Raw genomic sequence first — 15,785 nt, 5'->3', positions numbered from 1 at the left:
ACTCAACCGTCAGATCTCGCGATCGGCCAGGAAGAACCAGGTATCGAGCACCGAGTCCGGATTCAGGGAGACGCTCTCGATGCCCTGCTCCATCAGCCACTTGGCCAGATCCGGGTGATCCGAAGGACCCTGACCACAGATACCGATGTACTTGCCGGCCTTGTTGCATGCCTGGATGGCGTTGGCCAACAGCTTTTTCACCGCCGGATTACGCTCATCGAACAGGTGGGCGATGATGCCGGAGTCGCGGTCCAGGCCGAGGGTCAGCTGGGTCATGTCGTTCGAGCCGATGGAGAAGCCATCGAAGAACTCCAGGAACTCATCTGCCAGCAGCGCATTGGACGGCAGCTCGCACATCATGATGACGCGCAGGCCATTCTCGCCGCGCTTGAGGCCGTACTTCGCCAGCAGATCGATGACCTGCGACGCTTCGCCCAGAGTGCGGACGAAAGGCACCATCAGCTCGACATTGGTCAGGCCCATCACGTCGCGGACTTTCTTCATCGCGCGGCATTCGAGCTCGAAGCAGTCACGGAACGAATCGCTGATATAGCGGGACGCACCGCGGAAGCCGAGCATCGGGTTCTCTTCTTCCGGCTCGTACAGCTTGCCGCCGATGAGATTGGCGTACTCGTTCGACTTGAAGTCCGACAGGCGCACGATGACCTTCTTCGGCCAGAACGCGGCGGCCAGGGTGCTTACGCCCTCGACCAGCTTTTCGACGTAGAAGTTGACGGGATCGTCGTAGCCGGCGATGCGCTTCTCCACGCTGCTCTTCACATCTGCAGGCAGACCGTCGAAGTTCAGCAGCGCCTTGGGGTGCACGCCGATCATGCGGTTGATGATGAACTCGAGGCGGGCCAGGCCGACGCCCTCGTTCGGCAGATGCGCGAAGTCGAAGGCACGGTCAGGGTTGCCGACGTTCATCATGATTTTGAACGGCAGTTCCGGCATGGCGTCGATGGAGTTCTGACGAATGTCGAAGCCCAGCTCGCCATCGAAGATCAGACCGGTGTCGCCTTCGGCGCAGGAAACGGTCACGCGCTGACCGTCCTTCAGCAACTCGGTGGCATTACCGCAACCCACGACCGCCGGAATCCCCAGCTCGCGGGCGATGATCGCCGCGTGGCAGGTGCGCCCGCCACGGTTGGTGACGATGGCGCTGGCGCGCTTCATCACCGGTTCCCAATCCGGGTCGGTCATGTCGGAAACCAGCACGTCGCCCGGCTGCACCTTGTCCATTTCGCTGACGTCGTGGATGACCTTGACCGGGCCGGCGCCGATTCGCTGACCGATGGCACGACCTTCGACCAGCACGGTGCCTTTTTCCTTCAGCAGGTAGCGCTCCATGACATTGGCGCTGCTGCGGCTCTTAACGGTTTCCGGACGTGCCTGGACGATATACAACTGGTTGTCGTCGCCATCTTTGGCCCACTCGATGTCCATCGGACGCCCGTAGTGCTTCTCGATGGTCATGGCCTGCTTGGCGAGGTTGGTTACTTCTTCGTCGGTCAGACAGAAGCGCATGCGATCGGCCTGGTCGACGTCGACCGTCTTGACCGACTTGCCGGCGCTGGCTTCGGCGCCGTACACCATCTTGATTGCCTTGCTGCCCAGGTTGCGGCGCAGGATTGCCGGGCGACCGGCTTCCAGCGTGTGCTTGTGGACATAGAATTCGTCCGGATTGACCGCGCCCTGAACGACAGTCTCACCCAGGCCGTAGGCGCCGGTGATGAACACCACACCGCGGAAGCCGGATTCGGTGTCCAAAGTGAACATGACACCTGCAGTGCCGGTTTCCGAACGCACCATGCGCTGCACGCCGGCGGACAGGGCAACCAGCTTGTGATCGAAGCCCTGGTGCACGCGGTAGGCGATGGCACGGTCATTGAACAGGGAAGCGAACACTTCCTTGGTTGCGCGGATCACGTTGTCCACGCCGCGGATGTTGAGGAAGGTTTCCTGCTGGCCCGCGAAGGAGGCGTCCGGCAGGTCTTCGGCGGTGGCCGAGGAGCGTACCGCGACCGCCATGTTGTCATTGCCGCCGGACATTTCCGCGAATGCGGTGCGGATGTCGGCATCCAGTTGAGGCGGGAATTCAGCTTCCATCACCCAGCCGCGAATCTGCGCGCCGGCTTTGGCGAGGGCATTGACGTCATCCACGTCCAGCGCATCGAGAAGCGCATGGATCTGCTCGTTGAGACCGCTGAGCTCCATGAAATCACGATAGGCCTGGGCCGTAGTGGCGAAACCGCCAGGCACCGAAACACCCGCGCCTGCGAGGTTGCTGATCATCTCGCCGAGGGAGGCGTTCTTGCCCCCTACACGCTCAACGTCATGATTGCCGAGCTTATCGAGGGAAACTACGTACTCTACCAAGGTGATCTCTCCACATTAGTGTTGGAAACTCAACCGGAGCCTGGCCGCACGACTGTGGCCCGACCCTGCAAAATAAGTAACAATGCCCGCCAACCGGGCTCGGCGAAGGGCCTACTATAGCTGGGAACCGTTCTCGACTTAAGGCCCAAGGCACATGAAACGAACTGCTTTCTTCATTTCTGACGGCACTGGCATCACCGCGGAAACCCTGGGCCAGAGTCTTCTGGCACAGTTCGAGAACATTACTTTCACGAAGCTGACCCGCCCATACATAGACACCGCCGAAAAAGCGCGGGCCATGGTACAGCAAATCAATAATGCCGCGGAAAAGGACGGTGGCCGGCCGATCATCTTCGACACCCTGGTGAACCAGGAAATCCGTGACATTCTGGCCGAATCCAATGGCTTCATGATCGACATCTTCTCTTCCTTTCTTGCGCCGTTGGAACATGAGCTGATGTCACGTTCCTCCTACTCCGTTGGTAAATCCCACTCCATCAGCCACAACGCCAATTACATGGAGCGTATCGAGGCGGTTAACTTCGCCCTCGATAACGATGACGGCGCCCGCACTCGCTACTACGACAAGGCAGACCTCATCCTCGTCGGCGTTTCCCGCTGCGGCAAAACACCGACCTGCCTGTATATGGCGATGCAGTACGGCATCCGCGCTGCCAACTACCCCTTGACCGAGGACGACATGGAGCGCCTGCAGTTGCCGAGCGCCCTCAAAGAGTACAAGGACAAACTGTTCGGCTTGACCATCGACCCGGATCGCCTGGCCGCCATTCGCCACGAACGCAAACCCAACAGTCGTTATGCCAGCTTCGCTCAGTGCGAATTCGAAGTCCGCGAGGTGGAAAGCCTGTTCCGCCGCGAGAACATCAACTACATCAACTCGACCCATTTCTCCGTCGAGGAAATCTCTGCAAAGATCCTCGTGGAGAAAGGCGTCGAGCGTCGACTCAAATAAGTGCCGCTTCGCTAGACAACAAAAAGTCCGCTTGGTGCGGACTTTTTGCGTTTTTCAGCCGGAAGAATTCGATTTCCGGCAGTTGAAGCGCATCAGAAAGTGTCACCTGGCACACGTACCCAGCCTTCCATCAGCACGCGCGCGCTGCGGCTCATGATCGCTTTGGTAACCGTCCACTGACCGTCTACCTGCTTCGCCTCGGCACCGACCCGCAGCGTGCCGGACGGATGCCCGAAGCGCACGGCCTGACGCTCGCCACCACCTGCCGCGAGATTCACCAGCGTGCCAGGCACCGCCGCCGCCGTACCGATGGCCACCGCACAGGTGCCCATCATGGCGTGGTGCAGCTTGCCCATGGACAACGCCCGCACGAGCAGATCGACCTCACCTGCATCGATGTTCTTGCCGGAAGACGCCCGATAGCTTTTCGGCTGGGAAACGAAGGCAACCTTCGGCGTGTGCTGACGGGTCAGCGCCTCCTCCGCGGTCTTGATCAAGCCCATTCGCAGAGCACCGGCCACACGAATCGACTCCAGACGAGCCAGAGCATCCGGATCGCCATTGATGTCCTCACGCAGTTCTGTGCCCTGGTAGCCGATGTCCTCGGCATTGACGAACACAGTGGGAATGCCGGCGCTGATCATGGTCGCCTTGAGCGTACCGATGCCCGGGACCTCCAGCTCATCGATCAGATTGCCGGTGGGAAACATCGAACCGCCCTCCTCGCCGTCGTCGGACGGATCGAGGAATTCCAGCACGATCTCGGCAGCCGGAAAGGTCACGCCGTCCAGCTCGAAATCGCCGGTCTCCTGCACCTGGCCGTTGGCCACCGGCACGTGGGCGATGATGGTCTTGCCGATGTTGGCCTGCCAGATCCGCACCACACAGGTGCCGTTCTGCGGAATACGCTCGGCATCCACCAGGCCGGCATGCAGCGCGAACGCGCCGGCGCCGGTTGAAAGGTTGCCGCAGTTGCCGCTCCAGTCGACGAAGGGCTTGTCGATCGACACCTGACCATAGAGATACTCGACGTCATGATCAGGTCGAGTGCTCTTGGACAGGATGACGCATTTGCTGGTGCTGGACGTGGCGCCGCCCATGCCGTCGATGTGCGCCGAATAAGGGTCGGGACTACCGATCACGCGCAAGAACAGCTTGTCGCGCGCAGGGCCCGGCATCTGGCAGCTTTCCGGCAGGTCCTGCAAGCGGAAGAACACGCCCTTGCTGGTGCCGCCACGCATGTAGGTCGCGGGAATTCTGATCTGGGTTTGATGAGCCATGAGTGAGTCCTGGCTGGAAGATGATTGGGTTGTAGGGTGGATCACGCTTGACCGATCCACCGCGCGGGCTGGTGCGGTGGATGGAAAAGCGCCATCCACCCTACGAGGATGGCCGGTCACGCCTGCCCGAGGAAGTCCTTGGCGAAACGTTGCAGCACGCCGCCGGCCTGGTAGACGCTGACTTCCGCCGCCGTATCGAGGCGGCAGGTGACCGGAACGCGGGTTTCTTCACCGCTCTTGTGATGAATGACCAGCGTCAGGTCGCAGCGCGGCGACAGCTCGCCTTCGATATCGAAGGTTTCGGTGCCATCGAGGCCAAGGGTCAGGCGCGTAGTACCCGGTTTGAACTCGACCGGCAGCACGCCCATGCCCACCAGGTTGGTACGGTGGATACGCTCGAAGCCTTCGGCGACGATCACCTCGACACCCGCCAGGCGCACGCCCTTGGCCGCCCAGTCACGCGAGCTGCCCTGGCCGTAGTCGGCACCGGCCACGATGATCAGGTTCTGCTTGCGAGTCATGTAGGTTTCGATGGCTTCCCACATGCGCATCACCTTGCCTTCCGGCTCGACGCGCGCCAGCGAACCCTTCTGCACCTTGCCGTCGACCACCGCCATCTCGTTGACCAGCTGCGGGTTGGCGAACGTCGCCCGCTGCGCGGTCAGATGGTCGCCGCGGTGGGTTGCGTAGGAATTGAAGTCCTCCTCCGGCAGCCCCATCTTCGCCAGGTATTCACCGGCCGCCGAATCCAACAGTATGGCGTTGGATGGCGACAGGTGATCGGTGGTGATGTTGTCCGGCAGGATCGCCAGCGGACGCATGCCTTTCAGTGTGCGCTCGCCAGCCAACGCGCCTTCCCAGTACGGCGGACGACGGATGTAGGTGGACATCGGACGCCAGTCGTATAGCGGGCTCTTGGCTTCCTCGATGGTGCCCAGATCGAACATCGGGATGTAGATCTGCTTGAACTGCTCGGGCTTCACCGAGGACGCGACAATGGCGTCGATCTCCTCGTCGGACGGCCAGAGGTCTTTCAGGGTGATCGGATTGCCGTTCTTGTCGGTGCCCAGCACGTCCTGCTCGATATCGAAACGCACGGTACCGGCGATGGCGTACGCGACCACCAGCGGCGGCGAGGCAAGGAAGGCCTGCTTGGCATACGGGTGGATACGGCCATCGAAGTTGCGGTTACCGGAGAGAACTGCAGTGGCGTACAGGTCGCGCTCGATGATTTCCTGCTGGATCACCGGGTCCAGCGCACCGGACATGCCGTTACAGGTGGTGCAGGCGTAGGCGACGATGCCGAAACCGAGTTTTTCCAGCTCGCTGAGCAGCCCAGCTTCTTCCAGGTACAGCTTGGCGACCTTGGAACCCGGCGCGAAGGACGTCTTCACCCAAGGCTTGCGCACCAGGCCCAACTCGTTGGCCTTTTTCGCCAGTAGGCCGGCGGCCACCACGTTGCGCGGGTTGGAGGTGTTGGTGCAGCTGGTGATAGCGGCAATGATCACCGCACCATCGGGCAGCAGACCTTCGGCCTCTTCGGCGCGCGCTGCAGCCAGCTTGTCTTCGTCGGCGATGCCACGCTCGTGCAGCGCGGAGGTCGGCAGACGCTTGTGCGGGTTGGACGGGCCCGCCATGTTGCGCACCACGCTGGACAGGTCGAATTCGAGCACGCGTTCGTATTCTGCGCCTTCCAGAGCCGTCGCCCACAGGCCCGTTTCCTTGGCGTACTGCTCGACCAGCGCGACCTGCTCCGGCTCGCGACCGGTCAGTTTGAGGTAATCGATGGTCTGCTGGTCGATGTAGAACATCGAAGCGGTGGCGCCGTATTCTGGACACATGTTGGAGATGGTCGCGCGATCGCCGATGGTCAGGCTGTCGGCGCCTTCGCCGAAGAACTCGACCCAAGCTCCGACCACACGTTCCTTGCGCAGGAACTCGGTCAGCGCCAGCACGATATCGGTGGCGGTGATGCCAGGCTGACGCTTGCCGGTCAGGCGCACACCGACGATGTCGGGCAGGCGCATCATTGAAGGCAGACCGAGCATCACGGTTTCGGCCTCCAGGCCGCCAACGCCGATGGCGATCACACCCAGCGCATCGACGTGCGGGGTGTGCGAGTCGGTACCCACGCAGGTGTCCGGAAAGGCAACGCCGCCACGGGCCTGAATCACCGGCGACATCTTCTCCAGATTGATCTGGTGCATGATGCCGTTGCCGGCCGGGATCACGTCGACGTTCTTGAACGCGGTCTTGGTCCACTCGATGAAGTGGAAGCGGTCCTCGTTGCGGCGCTCCTCGACGGCACGGTTCTTCTCGAACGCATCCGGGTCGAAGCCTGCAAATTCAACCGCCAGCGAGTGGTCGACGATCAGCTGGGTCGGCACCACCGGGTTGACCTTCGCCGGGTCGCCGCCCTGCTCCGCAATCGCATCGCGCAGGCCGGCGAGATCGACCAGCGCGGTCTGGCCAAGGATGTCATGGCAGACTACACGAGCCGGATACCACGGAAAATCGAGGTCGCGCTTGCGCTCGATGATCTGCTTCAGCGAATCGGTCAGCGCTTCGGGCTCACAGCGACGCACCAGCTGTTCGGCCAGGACGCGGGAGGTATAGGGCAGCTTGTCGTAGGCACCCGACTGAATGGCTTCGATCGCCTCACGGGTGTCGAAGTAGTCAAGCCCAGTACCTGGCAAAGGTTTGCGGTGTTCTGTATTCATGCCGGAAGAACTCAATTCAGTAATGTTCTGTGGGGCAAGGTGCCGGGAGCCCGACGACGAGCTCCCTCGCTCCGATCAACGCTGGGCGATCGGGACAACCTTGCGCTGCTCCGGACCGATGTACTCGGCGCTCGGCCGAATGATCCGGTTGTTGCTGCGTTGTTCGAACACATGGGACGCCCAGCCGGTGACGCGCGAGCAGACGAAGATCGGCGTGAACAGCTTGGTCGGGATGCCCATGAAGTGATAGGCGGACGCATGGTAGAAGTCGGCGTTCGGGAAGAGCTTCTTTTGCTCCCACATGGTTTCGTCAACGGCGACCGAGACCGGGTAGAGCACGGTGTCGCCCACTTCATCCGCGAGCTTTTCGGCCCAGACCTTGATCACCTCGTTGCGCGGGTCGGAAACGCTGTAGATCGCGTGGCCGAAGCCCATGATCTTGTCCTTGCGCTCAAGCATGCCGAGGATCGCTTCGCGGGCTTCTTCCGGACTCTTCCACTGCTCGATCATGTCCATCGCCGCTTCGTTGGCGCCGCCATGCAGCGGACCGCGCAGCGAACCGATGGCACCGGTCACGCAGGAATAGAGGTCGGAGAGCGTCGAAGCACAGACACGGGCGGTAAAGGTCGAGGCGTTGAACTCGTGCTCGGCGTAGAGGATCAGCGAGACGTTCATCACCTTGACGTGCAGGTCGCTCGGCTTCTTGTCGTGCAGCAGCGCGAGGAAATGGCCGCCCAGGGTCTCTTCATCACTGGTGCAGTTGATGCGAACACCGTCGTGGGTGAAGCGATACCAGTAGCACATGATCGCCGGGAAAGCGGCCATCAGCCGCTCGGCAACGTCGCGCTGCTGGTCGAAGCTGAGCTCCGGCTCCAGCGTGCCAAGTACGGACGAACCGGTACGCATGACATCCATCGGGTGCGCGCTCGCCGGGATGCGTTCCAGCACTTCCTTCAGTGCCTGCGGCAGGTCACGCATGGTCTTCAGGCGATTCTTGTAATCGGCCAGTTGCTGGGTGTTCGGCAGCTCACCATAGAACAGCAGGTAGGCCACTTCCTCGAAATCGCACTCGGCCGCCAGGTCGCGCACGTCGTAACCACGATAGGTCAACCCGGCACCGGTCTTGCCCACGGTACACAAGGCGGTCTGTCCGGCGATCTGTCCGCGCAGGCCCGCGCCGCTCAAAACTTTTGCTTCAGCCATTGCTATCTCCTTCTTGGATTTGTTCTGGATACTGCAAATCACGTTAAAAAATGGATCGCAAAGGCCCCATTGGCAAACCCAATGGGGCCTTCTCGTCAGCTCTTCTTCTGAGCGAACAGCGCGTCGAGGTGCTGCTCGAACGTGTGATAGTTGATGCGATCGTAGAGCTCCATGCGGGTTTGCATGGTGTCGATCACGTTCTTCTGCGTGCCGTCACGGCGCAGCGCGGTGTAGACATTTTCCGCGGCCTTGTTCATGGCACGGAACGCCGACAGCGGGTAGAGCACCAGGGAGACGTCGACGCTGGCCAGCTCTTCGGTGGTGTAAAGCGGCGTGGCACCGAACTCGGTGATGTTGGCCAGAATTGGCGCCTGCACGCGGTCGGCGAAGGTCTTGTACATCGCCAACTCGGTGATGGCCTCGGGAAAGATCATGTCGGCACCCGCTTCGATGCAGGCCGCGGCACGATCCAGCGCGGAGTTCAGACCTTCCACCGCCAGCGCATCGGTACGCGCCATGATCACGAAGCTGTCGTCGGTGCGCGCGTCCACGGCCGCCTTGATGCGGTCGACCATCTCCTGCTGCGAGACGATTTCCTTGTTTGGACGATGGCCGCAACGCTTGGCACCGACCTGGTCCTCGATGTGGATCGCCGCGGCGCCGAACTTGATCATCGACTTGACGGTACGCGCCACGTTGAACGCCGAGGAGCCGAAGCCGGTGTCGACATCCACCAGCAGCGGCAGATCGCAGACATCGGTGATGCGGCGCACGTCGGTCAGCACATCGTCGAGCCCGGTGATGCCAAGATCCGGCAGACCCAGCGAGCCGGCAGCAACGCCGCCGCCGGACAGATAGATGGCCTTGAAGCCGGCACGCTTGGCCAGCAAGGCGTGGTTGGCGTTGATCGCGCCGACGACCTGGAGCGGATGCTCGCTGGCGACGGCGTCACGGAAACGCTGACCGGCAGAAGGAAGAGTCATGCATTACCCCTTTCATGTGGTGTTTGCTCAAGAACGCCCGTGAAGTGACGTTCGACATTGCGCTTGGAAGCGGCGATATGGCGGCGCATCAGCAGCTCCGCCAGTTCGCCATCGCGTTCGGCGATGGCATCGAGAATCCGGTGGTGTTCGGCGAAGGCCTGATGCGGACGGTTCGGCGTGGTGGAGAACTGGATGCGGTACATGCGCACCAGCTGATAGAGCTCGTCGCACAGCAGCTTGGCCAGTGTGCGGTTGCCGCTGCCCTGAATGATCCGGTAATGGAAGTCGAAGTCGCCTTCCTGCTGGTAATAGCCGACACCGGCCTGAAACGCCTCATCGCGCTCGTGGGTGCTCAGTACCCGGCGCAGGTCGTCGATTTCCGCCTCAGTCATGCGTTCGGCCGCCAGGCGGCAGGCCATGCCTTCCAGGGATTCACGAATCTCGTAGAGCTCGATCAGCTCGGCATGACTGAGCGACACAACCCTCGCGCCAACATGCGGCACGCGGACCAGCAGCTTCTGCCCTTCCAGCCGGTGGATCGCCTCGCGCAAAGGCCCGCGGCTTATGCCATAGGTACGCGCCAGCTCCGGCTCGGAGATCTTGCTACCCGGGGCAATCTCGCCTTTGACGATGGCAGCCTGGATCAGACGAAACACATGCTCGGCCAGCGTGCCACTGTCGAGCTGTTGCGCGGATGGGTGAAGCTCAACGGTATCCAGCATGATTGTCGACAATTCAGGTTTCGATGCGGCGAAAGTACGCCTGCATTGCCGACCAGTCAACAGCCCGCCTACGCAGATTGTCGACACCTTTACTAAAGTCGTAAAAGCGGCAACCTGATCGAGATTAGCTTGAGCCAGGGCAGAGCGCCTTGTAGCGCCGTGAAACCAGCATGCTAGAATGCCAGCCTTTCGCGCCCCCGGCGCTTGCCCGCAATGCCTGTCGCCACTCGATCTCCAGTCATCCCTTCCTTAAGACAACAGGTTCCATGAGAGTAAAAGCCCACTTCCTGCTGTTCTGTACATTACTCCTGCCCGCGATCGGCACCGCTGCCGACAATACGATTTACGGTCTGAACGAACACGTTGGAATCCCCGACTTCAATCTGGAAGTGGACGCCAAGCTCGACACCGGCGCCCAGACCGCGTCGCTCAGTGCGCGTGACATCACCCGATTCAAGCGTGAAGGCGAGTCGTGGGTGCGCTTCTACCTTGCCGTCGACAGCGCCCACGCACACCCCATCGAGCGTCCGCTGGCACGCATCAGCAAGATCAAGCGCCGGGCTGGCGACTATGATCCGGAAGAGGAAAAAACCTACACGGCGCGCCCGGTTATCGAACTCGATCTGTGCATGGGCAAGGCCAAACGCACAATCGAAGTGAACCTCACGGACCGTACCGCTTTCCAATACCCACTTTTGATCGGTTCCGACGCGCTCACCCGCTTCGGCGCCCTGGTCGACCCAAGTCGCACCTTTATTGCCGGCAAACCCGGTTGCCTCAACGAATCTGACGCTGACGAGTAATACCCATGCGCGCTCTCACTCTGCATCTGAAAGTCCTGATCTTCATCCTCGTCGCTCTGGGAATTTCGATCACCGCCTACCAGATCTTCATACTGGGCATCCCGGTTACCGAAGACGAAACCGATGACCTGTGGAATATCGACGCCAAGGTCGAGTTCCAGGCCAGCCCACGCGAGCCGGTCAAGCTGCAGATGTACGTGCCGCCACTGAATCAGGAATTCGTCAGCCTCAACGAAAGCTTCATATCCAACAACTACGGCGTCAGCATCAACCGGGCCGACGGCAACCGCCGCGTCACCTGGTCTGCGCGCCGTGCGAGCGGAAACCAGACGCTCTATTACCGCCTCGTGCTCACCAAGCGCTACAGCGGTGAGCAGACCAAGGCCACCGGGCCGATCTTCCGCGACAGTCTTCCGGTGGAAGGCGCCGAGAAGATCGCTGCAGAAGCGCTGCTTTCTCCGATTCGTCAGCATTCCGCTGATGTGGAAACCTTCATCAGCGAAGCCATCAAGCGGGTCAACAATCCCAACGATGACAATGTCAAGCTGCTACTGGGCGGCGATGCATCCATCCCGAACAAGGCACGCGTCATCGAATTGCTGCTGTCCATCGCTCACGTGCCGATGGAGCGCGTGCATACCATTCGCCTGAACGCAGACCAGCCGCAAACCCCGGAACTCTGGCTACGCAGCTTCAACGGCGACAAGTGGCTGTTCTTCAACCCCGGCACCGGCGAGCAAGGCCTGCCGAATGACCGCTTGGTCTGGTGGACCGGTGACGAGCCGCTGATCAATCTGGAAGGCGGACGCAATCCGCAGGTGACCTTCACGCTCAACAACAGCGAAATGAACGCCATCCGCTTGGCCAAGCTGACCGACGAGAACACCGACGCCGACTTCCTCGAGTACTCGCTGTATGGCCTGCCCCTACAGACCCAGCAGACCTACCAGATCATGATCATGATCCCGATCGGCGTGCTGGTGATCCTGATCCTGCGCAACCTCGGCGGCCTGCAGACCCTCGGCACCTTCACCCCGGTACTGATTGCCCTGGCATTCCGTGAAACCCAGATCGGCTTCGGCATCATCCTGTTCACGCTGATCACGGCGCTGGGCCTGTCGCTGCGTTCGTACCTGGAACACCTGAAACTGCAGATGCTGCCGCGCCTCTCGGTGGTACTGACGTTCGTCGTGGTGCTGATCGCCGTGATCAGCCTGCTCAGTCACAAGCTCGGCCTGGAGCGCGGCCTGTCGGTCTCCCTGTTCCCGATGGTGATTCTGACCATGACCATCGAGCGCCTGTCGATCACCTGGGAAGAACGTGGCGGCGGCCATGCCTTCAAGGTGGCGGTCGGCACCCTGATCGCCGCGAGCCTGGCCTTCATGCTGATGAACATTCAGGAGCTGACCTACTTCATCTTCACCTTCCCGGCGGTGCTGCTGATCATGGTGGGCTTCATGCTGGCGATGGGTCGCTACCGCGGCTACCGCCTGACCGAGCTGTTCCGCTTCAAAGCCTTTCTGAAGGATTGAGCCATGTTCGGTCTGATCAAGACGTGGAAGGCCCTCGAGGCCAAGGGAATCATGGGCATCAACCGCCGCAACGCGGACTATGTGCTCAAGTACAACAAGCGCAACCTGTATCCGATCGTCGATGACAAGATCATCACCAAGGAGCGCGCCATCGAGGCCGGCATTCATGTGCCGGAGATGTACGGCATCATCGAAACCGAAAAGGACATCGACAAGCTCAAGGATATCGTCAAGGATCACACCGATTTCGTCGTCAAGCCGGCCCAGGGCGCCGGCGGCGACGGCATCCTGGTGATCGCCGACCGTTTCGAAGGCCGCTACAAGACCGTCTCGGGCAAGATCATGACCCATGAGGAGATCGAGCATCAGATCTCCAATATCCTCACCGGGCTGTACTCGCTGGGCGGCCATCGCGACCGCGCACTGATCGAATATCGCGTCACGCCCGACCCGATCTTCAAGAGCATCAGCTACGAAGGTGTACCGGACATTCGCATCATCGTGCTGATGGGCTACCCGGTCATGGCGATGCTGCGCCTGCCAACCCGTCAATCCGGAGGCAAGGCCAACCTGCACCAGGGCGCCATCGGGGTCGGTGTGGATCTGGCCACCGGCATCACTCTGCGCGGGACCTGGCTGAACAACAAGATCACCAAACACCCGGACACCACCAACGCGGTGGACGGCGTACAGTTGCCAAACTGGGACGGTTTCATGAAGCTCGCCGCCGGCTGTTACGAGCTCTGCGGGCTCGGATATATCGGTGTCGACATGGTGCTCGATCAGGAAAAGGGCCCGCTCATTCTCGAGCTGAACGCGCGCCCTGGCCTGAACATCCAGATCGCCAACGACTGTGGGCTGACGCACCGGGCCCATGCAGTCGAGAACCGCCTGGCGGAACTCAAGGAGAAAGGCATCCAGGAAACGCCGGAGGAACGGGTGAAGTTCTCCCAGGAGCTGTTCGGCCATGTCCCGCCCCACGCCTGAATGACGCAAGCCGGGTAGCCCGCGTATCCTCTCGGGCTGCCCCCTCATCGACTCGACCCATGCCCATCTGCACGCTGCACGCCCTGCCCTATCAGGCCGACCCCGCCTATTGGTTCGAGCGCATCCGCCATGCCCCAGGTGCGGTGCTGCTCGATTCGGGCAGGCCGAAGGCCGAGCGTGGGCGCTTCGACATTCTCAGCGCCTGGCCACTGGCTGTGCACGAGCCACGCGACGATGAATCAGGGCGTGATTACTTCCACCGTTTGCGCCAGGCGTTGCGCGGACTTGGCTCCGCCGAGCTGCCCGAGAGCTGTGAGCTGCCGTTTGCCGGAGGCCTGATCGGCCTGTTGAGCTACGACTTCGGTGCCAGCCTCGAGACCCTGCCCCAGCGCGCCCTCGACGACAACGGTCTGCCACTGGCACGTTTCGGCCTTTATGGCTGGGCGCTGATCAGCGATCACCAGAGGCGCACCAGTCAGTTGGTGTTTCACCCAGCAACGACTTCTTCCGAGCAGATGCGACTGATCACGCTGTTCGATTCAGCCACCACCGTCGAAAGCGCTCCATTCAGGCTGCATAGCCGTTTCGCCGCCGATCTTTCTGTCGACACTTACCGGAACGGCATCGGGCGCATCCAGACCTACATCCAGGCCGGGGACTGCTACCAGGTCAATTTCACCCAGCGTTTTCGTGCCGGCTGCTCGGGTGACCCATGGAGCGCCTATCGCGCGCTGCGAGAAGCTTGCCCAACGCCGTACGCCGGCTTCGTCGCACTGGAAGACGGCGCCATTGCCAGCCTCTCGCCGGAGCGCTTCCTGCGCCTGCAGCAGGGCCACGTTGAAACCCGCCCGATCAAAGGCACCCGTCCACGCGGTGCGGACGAGCACAGCGACGCCGCACAAGTGCAAGCGCTGCTCGCCAGCGACAAGGATCGTGCCGAAAACCTGATGATCGTCGACCTGCTGCGCAACGACCTCGGCCGCAGCTGCCGCATCGGCAGCGTGCGCGTTCCGCAGCTGTTCGCACTGGAAAGCTACCCCAACGTGCATCACCTGGTGAGCTGCGTGACCGGCGAACTGGCCGACGGCCACGACGCGTTCGATCTGCTGGCCGGCAGCTTTCCCGGCGGCTCGATCACCGGAGCGCCGAAGATCCGCGCCATGCAGATCATCGACGAGCTGGAGCCGACGCGCCGCTCGATCTATTGCGGGTCGTTGCTATATGTCGACGTCAGAGGGGAAATGGACAGCTCCATCGCCATTCGCACGCTGCTCATCCGGGATGGGCAAGCCAGCTGCTGGGGCGGTGGAGGCATCGTCGCCGATTCCGACTGGCAGGCGGAGTATCAGGAATCGATCGACAAGGTAAAGGTGCTGCTGGAAACCCTGGAGCAGCTGCCAGGTTGAGGCGACCGGCTAGGCCAGTCGCCCCAACGTCACGGCCTCAGAGTGCCAGCTTACGATTCGACGCCTTGAGGAACTCCTGCTTCAGCTCGTCGAAGGTATGCACCGCTGGGAATTGCGGGAATTCGGCAATCACATTATCCGGCGCATGGAACAGGATGCCGGCATGGGCTTCGCTGAGCATGGTGGTGTCGTTGTAGGAGTCGCCAGCGGCGATTACCCGGTAGTACAGACTCTTCAGCGCGATGACCGACTGACGCTTGGGATCCTTCTGGCGCAGCTGATAGTCCACCACGCGACCAGTTTCATCGGTGATCAGGCGGTGACAGAGCAACGTCGGGAAGCCCAGCTGGCGCATCAGCGGCTGCGAGAATTCGTAGAACGTGTCGGAGAGAATCACCACCTGGAAACGCTCGCGCAGCCAGTCGACGAATTCCGGCGCGCCGTCCAGTGGCTTCAGCGTCGCAATGACCTGCTGGATGTCGCCCAGCTTCAGGCCGTGCTCGTCGAGAATGCGCAGGCGCTGCTTCATCAGCACATCGTAATCGGGAATGTCCCGCGTGGTCGCCCGGAGCGATTCGATTCCGGTGGCCTCGGCAAAGGCGATCCAGATTTCCGGAACCAGCACACCTTCCAGGTCGAGACAGGCTATTTCCACGGGGCCACTCCTCAATGCAGAAAATTGAAGGCGGCACTCTAACGGCAGCTCGCCACCGAAGCAACGCAAGGCTTATACCCGAAGCAGCTGATCAGAGTACCTAAACGTTATTTAGCGGCATAAACGCCTTTTGCTACCATCC

At 61.3% G+C, this 15,785-nt stretch carries 12 protein-coding genes; 5 read left to right on the top strand and 7 right to left on the bottom strand.

The genetic code is table 11. The annotated features are described in order from the left end of the window. Nucleotides 1-9: 9 nt before the first annotated feature. Nucleotides 10-2,379: a phosphoenolpyruvate synthase gene (gene ppsA / locus CW305_RS08200; RefSeq protein WP_014820313.1), complete on the bottom strand. Its 2,370-nt coding sequence runs from the start codon at nt 2,377-2,379 to the stop codon at nt 10-12. Nucleotides 2,380-2,533: 154 nt separating this feature from the next. Here ppsA and ppsR point away from each other — a divergent pair, with 154 nt between their 5' ends. Then, nucleotides 2,534-3,352: a posphoenolpyruvate synthetase regulatory kinase/phosphorylase PpsR gene (gene ppsR / locus CW305_RS08190; RefSeq protein WP_014820314.1), complete on the top strand. Its 819-nt coding sequence runs from the start codon at nt 2,534-2,536 to the stop codon at nt 3,350-3,352. Between the two features lie 92 nt (nt 3,353-3,444). Here the strand turns inward: ppsR and prpF are convergent, their stop codons facing one another. The 5 genes from prpF to CW305_RS08165 all read right to left on the bottom strand — a co-directional run bounded on the left by prpF (nt 3,445) and on the right by CW305_RS08165 (nt 10,260). After that, complete coding sequence (gene prpF, locus CW305_RS08185) at nt 3,445-4,632, bottom strand: 2-methylaconitate cis-trans isomerase PrpF (protein ID WP_104097610.1); 1,188 nt, start codon at nt 4,630-4,632, stop codon at nt 3,445-3,447. A 116-nt stretch (nt 4,633-4,748) separates the two neighbouring features. Next, nucleotides 4,749-7,352, bottom strand: a complete 2,604-nt coding sequence (gene acnD / locus CW305_RS08180; RefSeq protein WP_104097609.1) for a Fe/S-dependent 2-methylisocitrate dehydratase AcnD — start codon at nt 7,350-7,352, stop codon at nt 4,749-4,751. 75 nt (nt 7,353-7,427) lie between these two features. Further along, nucleotides 7,428-8,555 carry a bifunctional 2-methylcitrate synthase/citrate synthase gene (gene prpC / locus CW305_RS08175; protein WP_023444338.1) on the bottom strand — a complete coding sequence of 376 codons (1,128 nt, stop codon included), beginning with the start codon at nt 8,553-8,555 and terminating at the stop codon, nt 7,428-7,430. Between the two features lie 95 nt (nt 8,556-8,650). Further along, nucleotides 8,651-9,538 (bottom strand): methylisocitrate lyase, encoded by an 888-nt coding sequence (gene prpB, locus CW305_RS08170; RefSeq protein ID WP_014820318.1) that lies wholly within the window; start codon nt 9,536-9,538, stop codon nt 8,651-8,653. Further along, nucleotides 9,535-10,260, bottom strand: a complete 726-nt coding sequence (locus CW305_RS08165; RefSeq protein WP_014820319.1) for a GntR family transcriptional regulator — start codon at nt 10,258-10,260, stop codon at nt 9,535-9,537. The genes prpB and CW305_RS08165 overlap by 4 nt, the downstream gene beginning before the upstream one ends. A gap of 266 nt (nt 10,261-10,526) precedes the next feature. Here CW305_RS08165 and rloA point away from each other — a divergent pair, with 266 nt between their 5' ends. The 4 genes from rloA to pabB are packed head-to-tail and all read left to right on the top strand — an operon-like array spanning nt 10,527 to nt 14,988. Then, nucleotides 10,527-11,063, top strand: coding sequence for a retropepsin-like aspartic peptidase RloA (rloA, locus tag CW305_RS08160; protein WP_023444336.1), 537 nt, complete (start codon nt 10,527-10,529; stop codon nt 11,061-11,063). Nucleotides 11,064-11,068: 5 nt separating this feature from the next. Beyond that, the gene (gene rloB / locus CW305_RS08155; RefSeq protein ID WP_014820321.1) at nt 11,069-12,595 is read left to right on the top strand and encodes an osmotic stress tolerance membrane protein RloB; all 1,527 of its coding nucleotides are present in this window, start codon (nt 11,069-11,071) and stop codon (nt 12,593-12,595) included. Nucleotides 12,596-12,598: 3 nt separating this feature from the next. After that, nucleotides 12,599-13,582 carry an alpha-L-glutamate ligase-like protein gene (locus tag CW305_RS08150; RefSeq protein WP_014820322.1) on the top strand — a complete coding sequence of 328 codons (984 nt, stop codon included), beginning with the start codon at nt 12,599-12,601 and terminating at the stop codon, nt 13,580-13,582. A gap of 59 nt (nt 13,583-13,641) precedes the next feature. Beyond that, complete coding sequence (gene pabB / locus CW305_RS08145; protein WP_104097608.1) at nt 13,642-14,988, top strand: aminodeoxychorismate synthase component I; 1,347 nt, start codon at nt 13,642-13,644, stop codon at nt 14,986-14,988. A 37-nt stretch (nt 14,989-15,025) separates the two neighbouring features. Here the strand turns inward: pabB and thrH are convergent, their stop codons facing one another. Then, nucleotides 15,026-15,643 carry a bifunctional phosphoserine phosphatase/homoserine phosphotransferase ThrH gene (gene thrH, locus CW305_RS08140; protein WP_104097607.1) on the bottom strand — a complete coding sequence of 206 codons (618 nt, stop codon included), beginning with the start codon at nt 15,641-15,643 and terminating at the stop codon, nt 15,026-15,028. Between the last annotated feature and the right edge of the window lie 142 nt (nt 15,644-15,785).

This window comes from Stutzerimonas kunmingensis, assembly GCF_002929225.1.
Taxonomy (GTDB): domain Bacteria; phylum Pseudomonadota; class Gammaproteobacteria; order Pseudomonadales; family Pseudomonadaceae; genus Stutzerimonas.
Note: the sequence above shows the minus strand (reverse complement) of the source record. Positions and strands in the feature narration are given on the sequence as shown.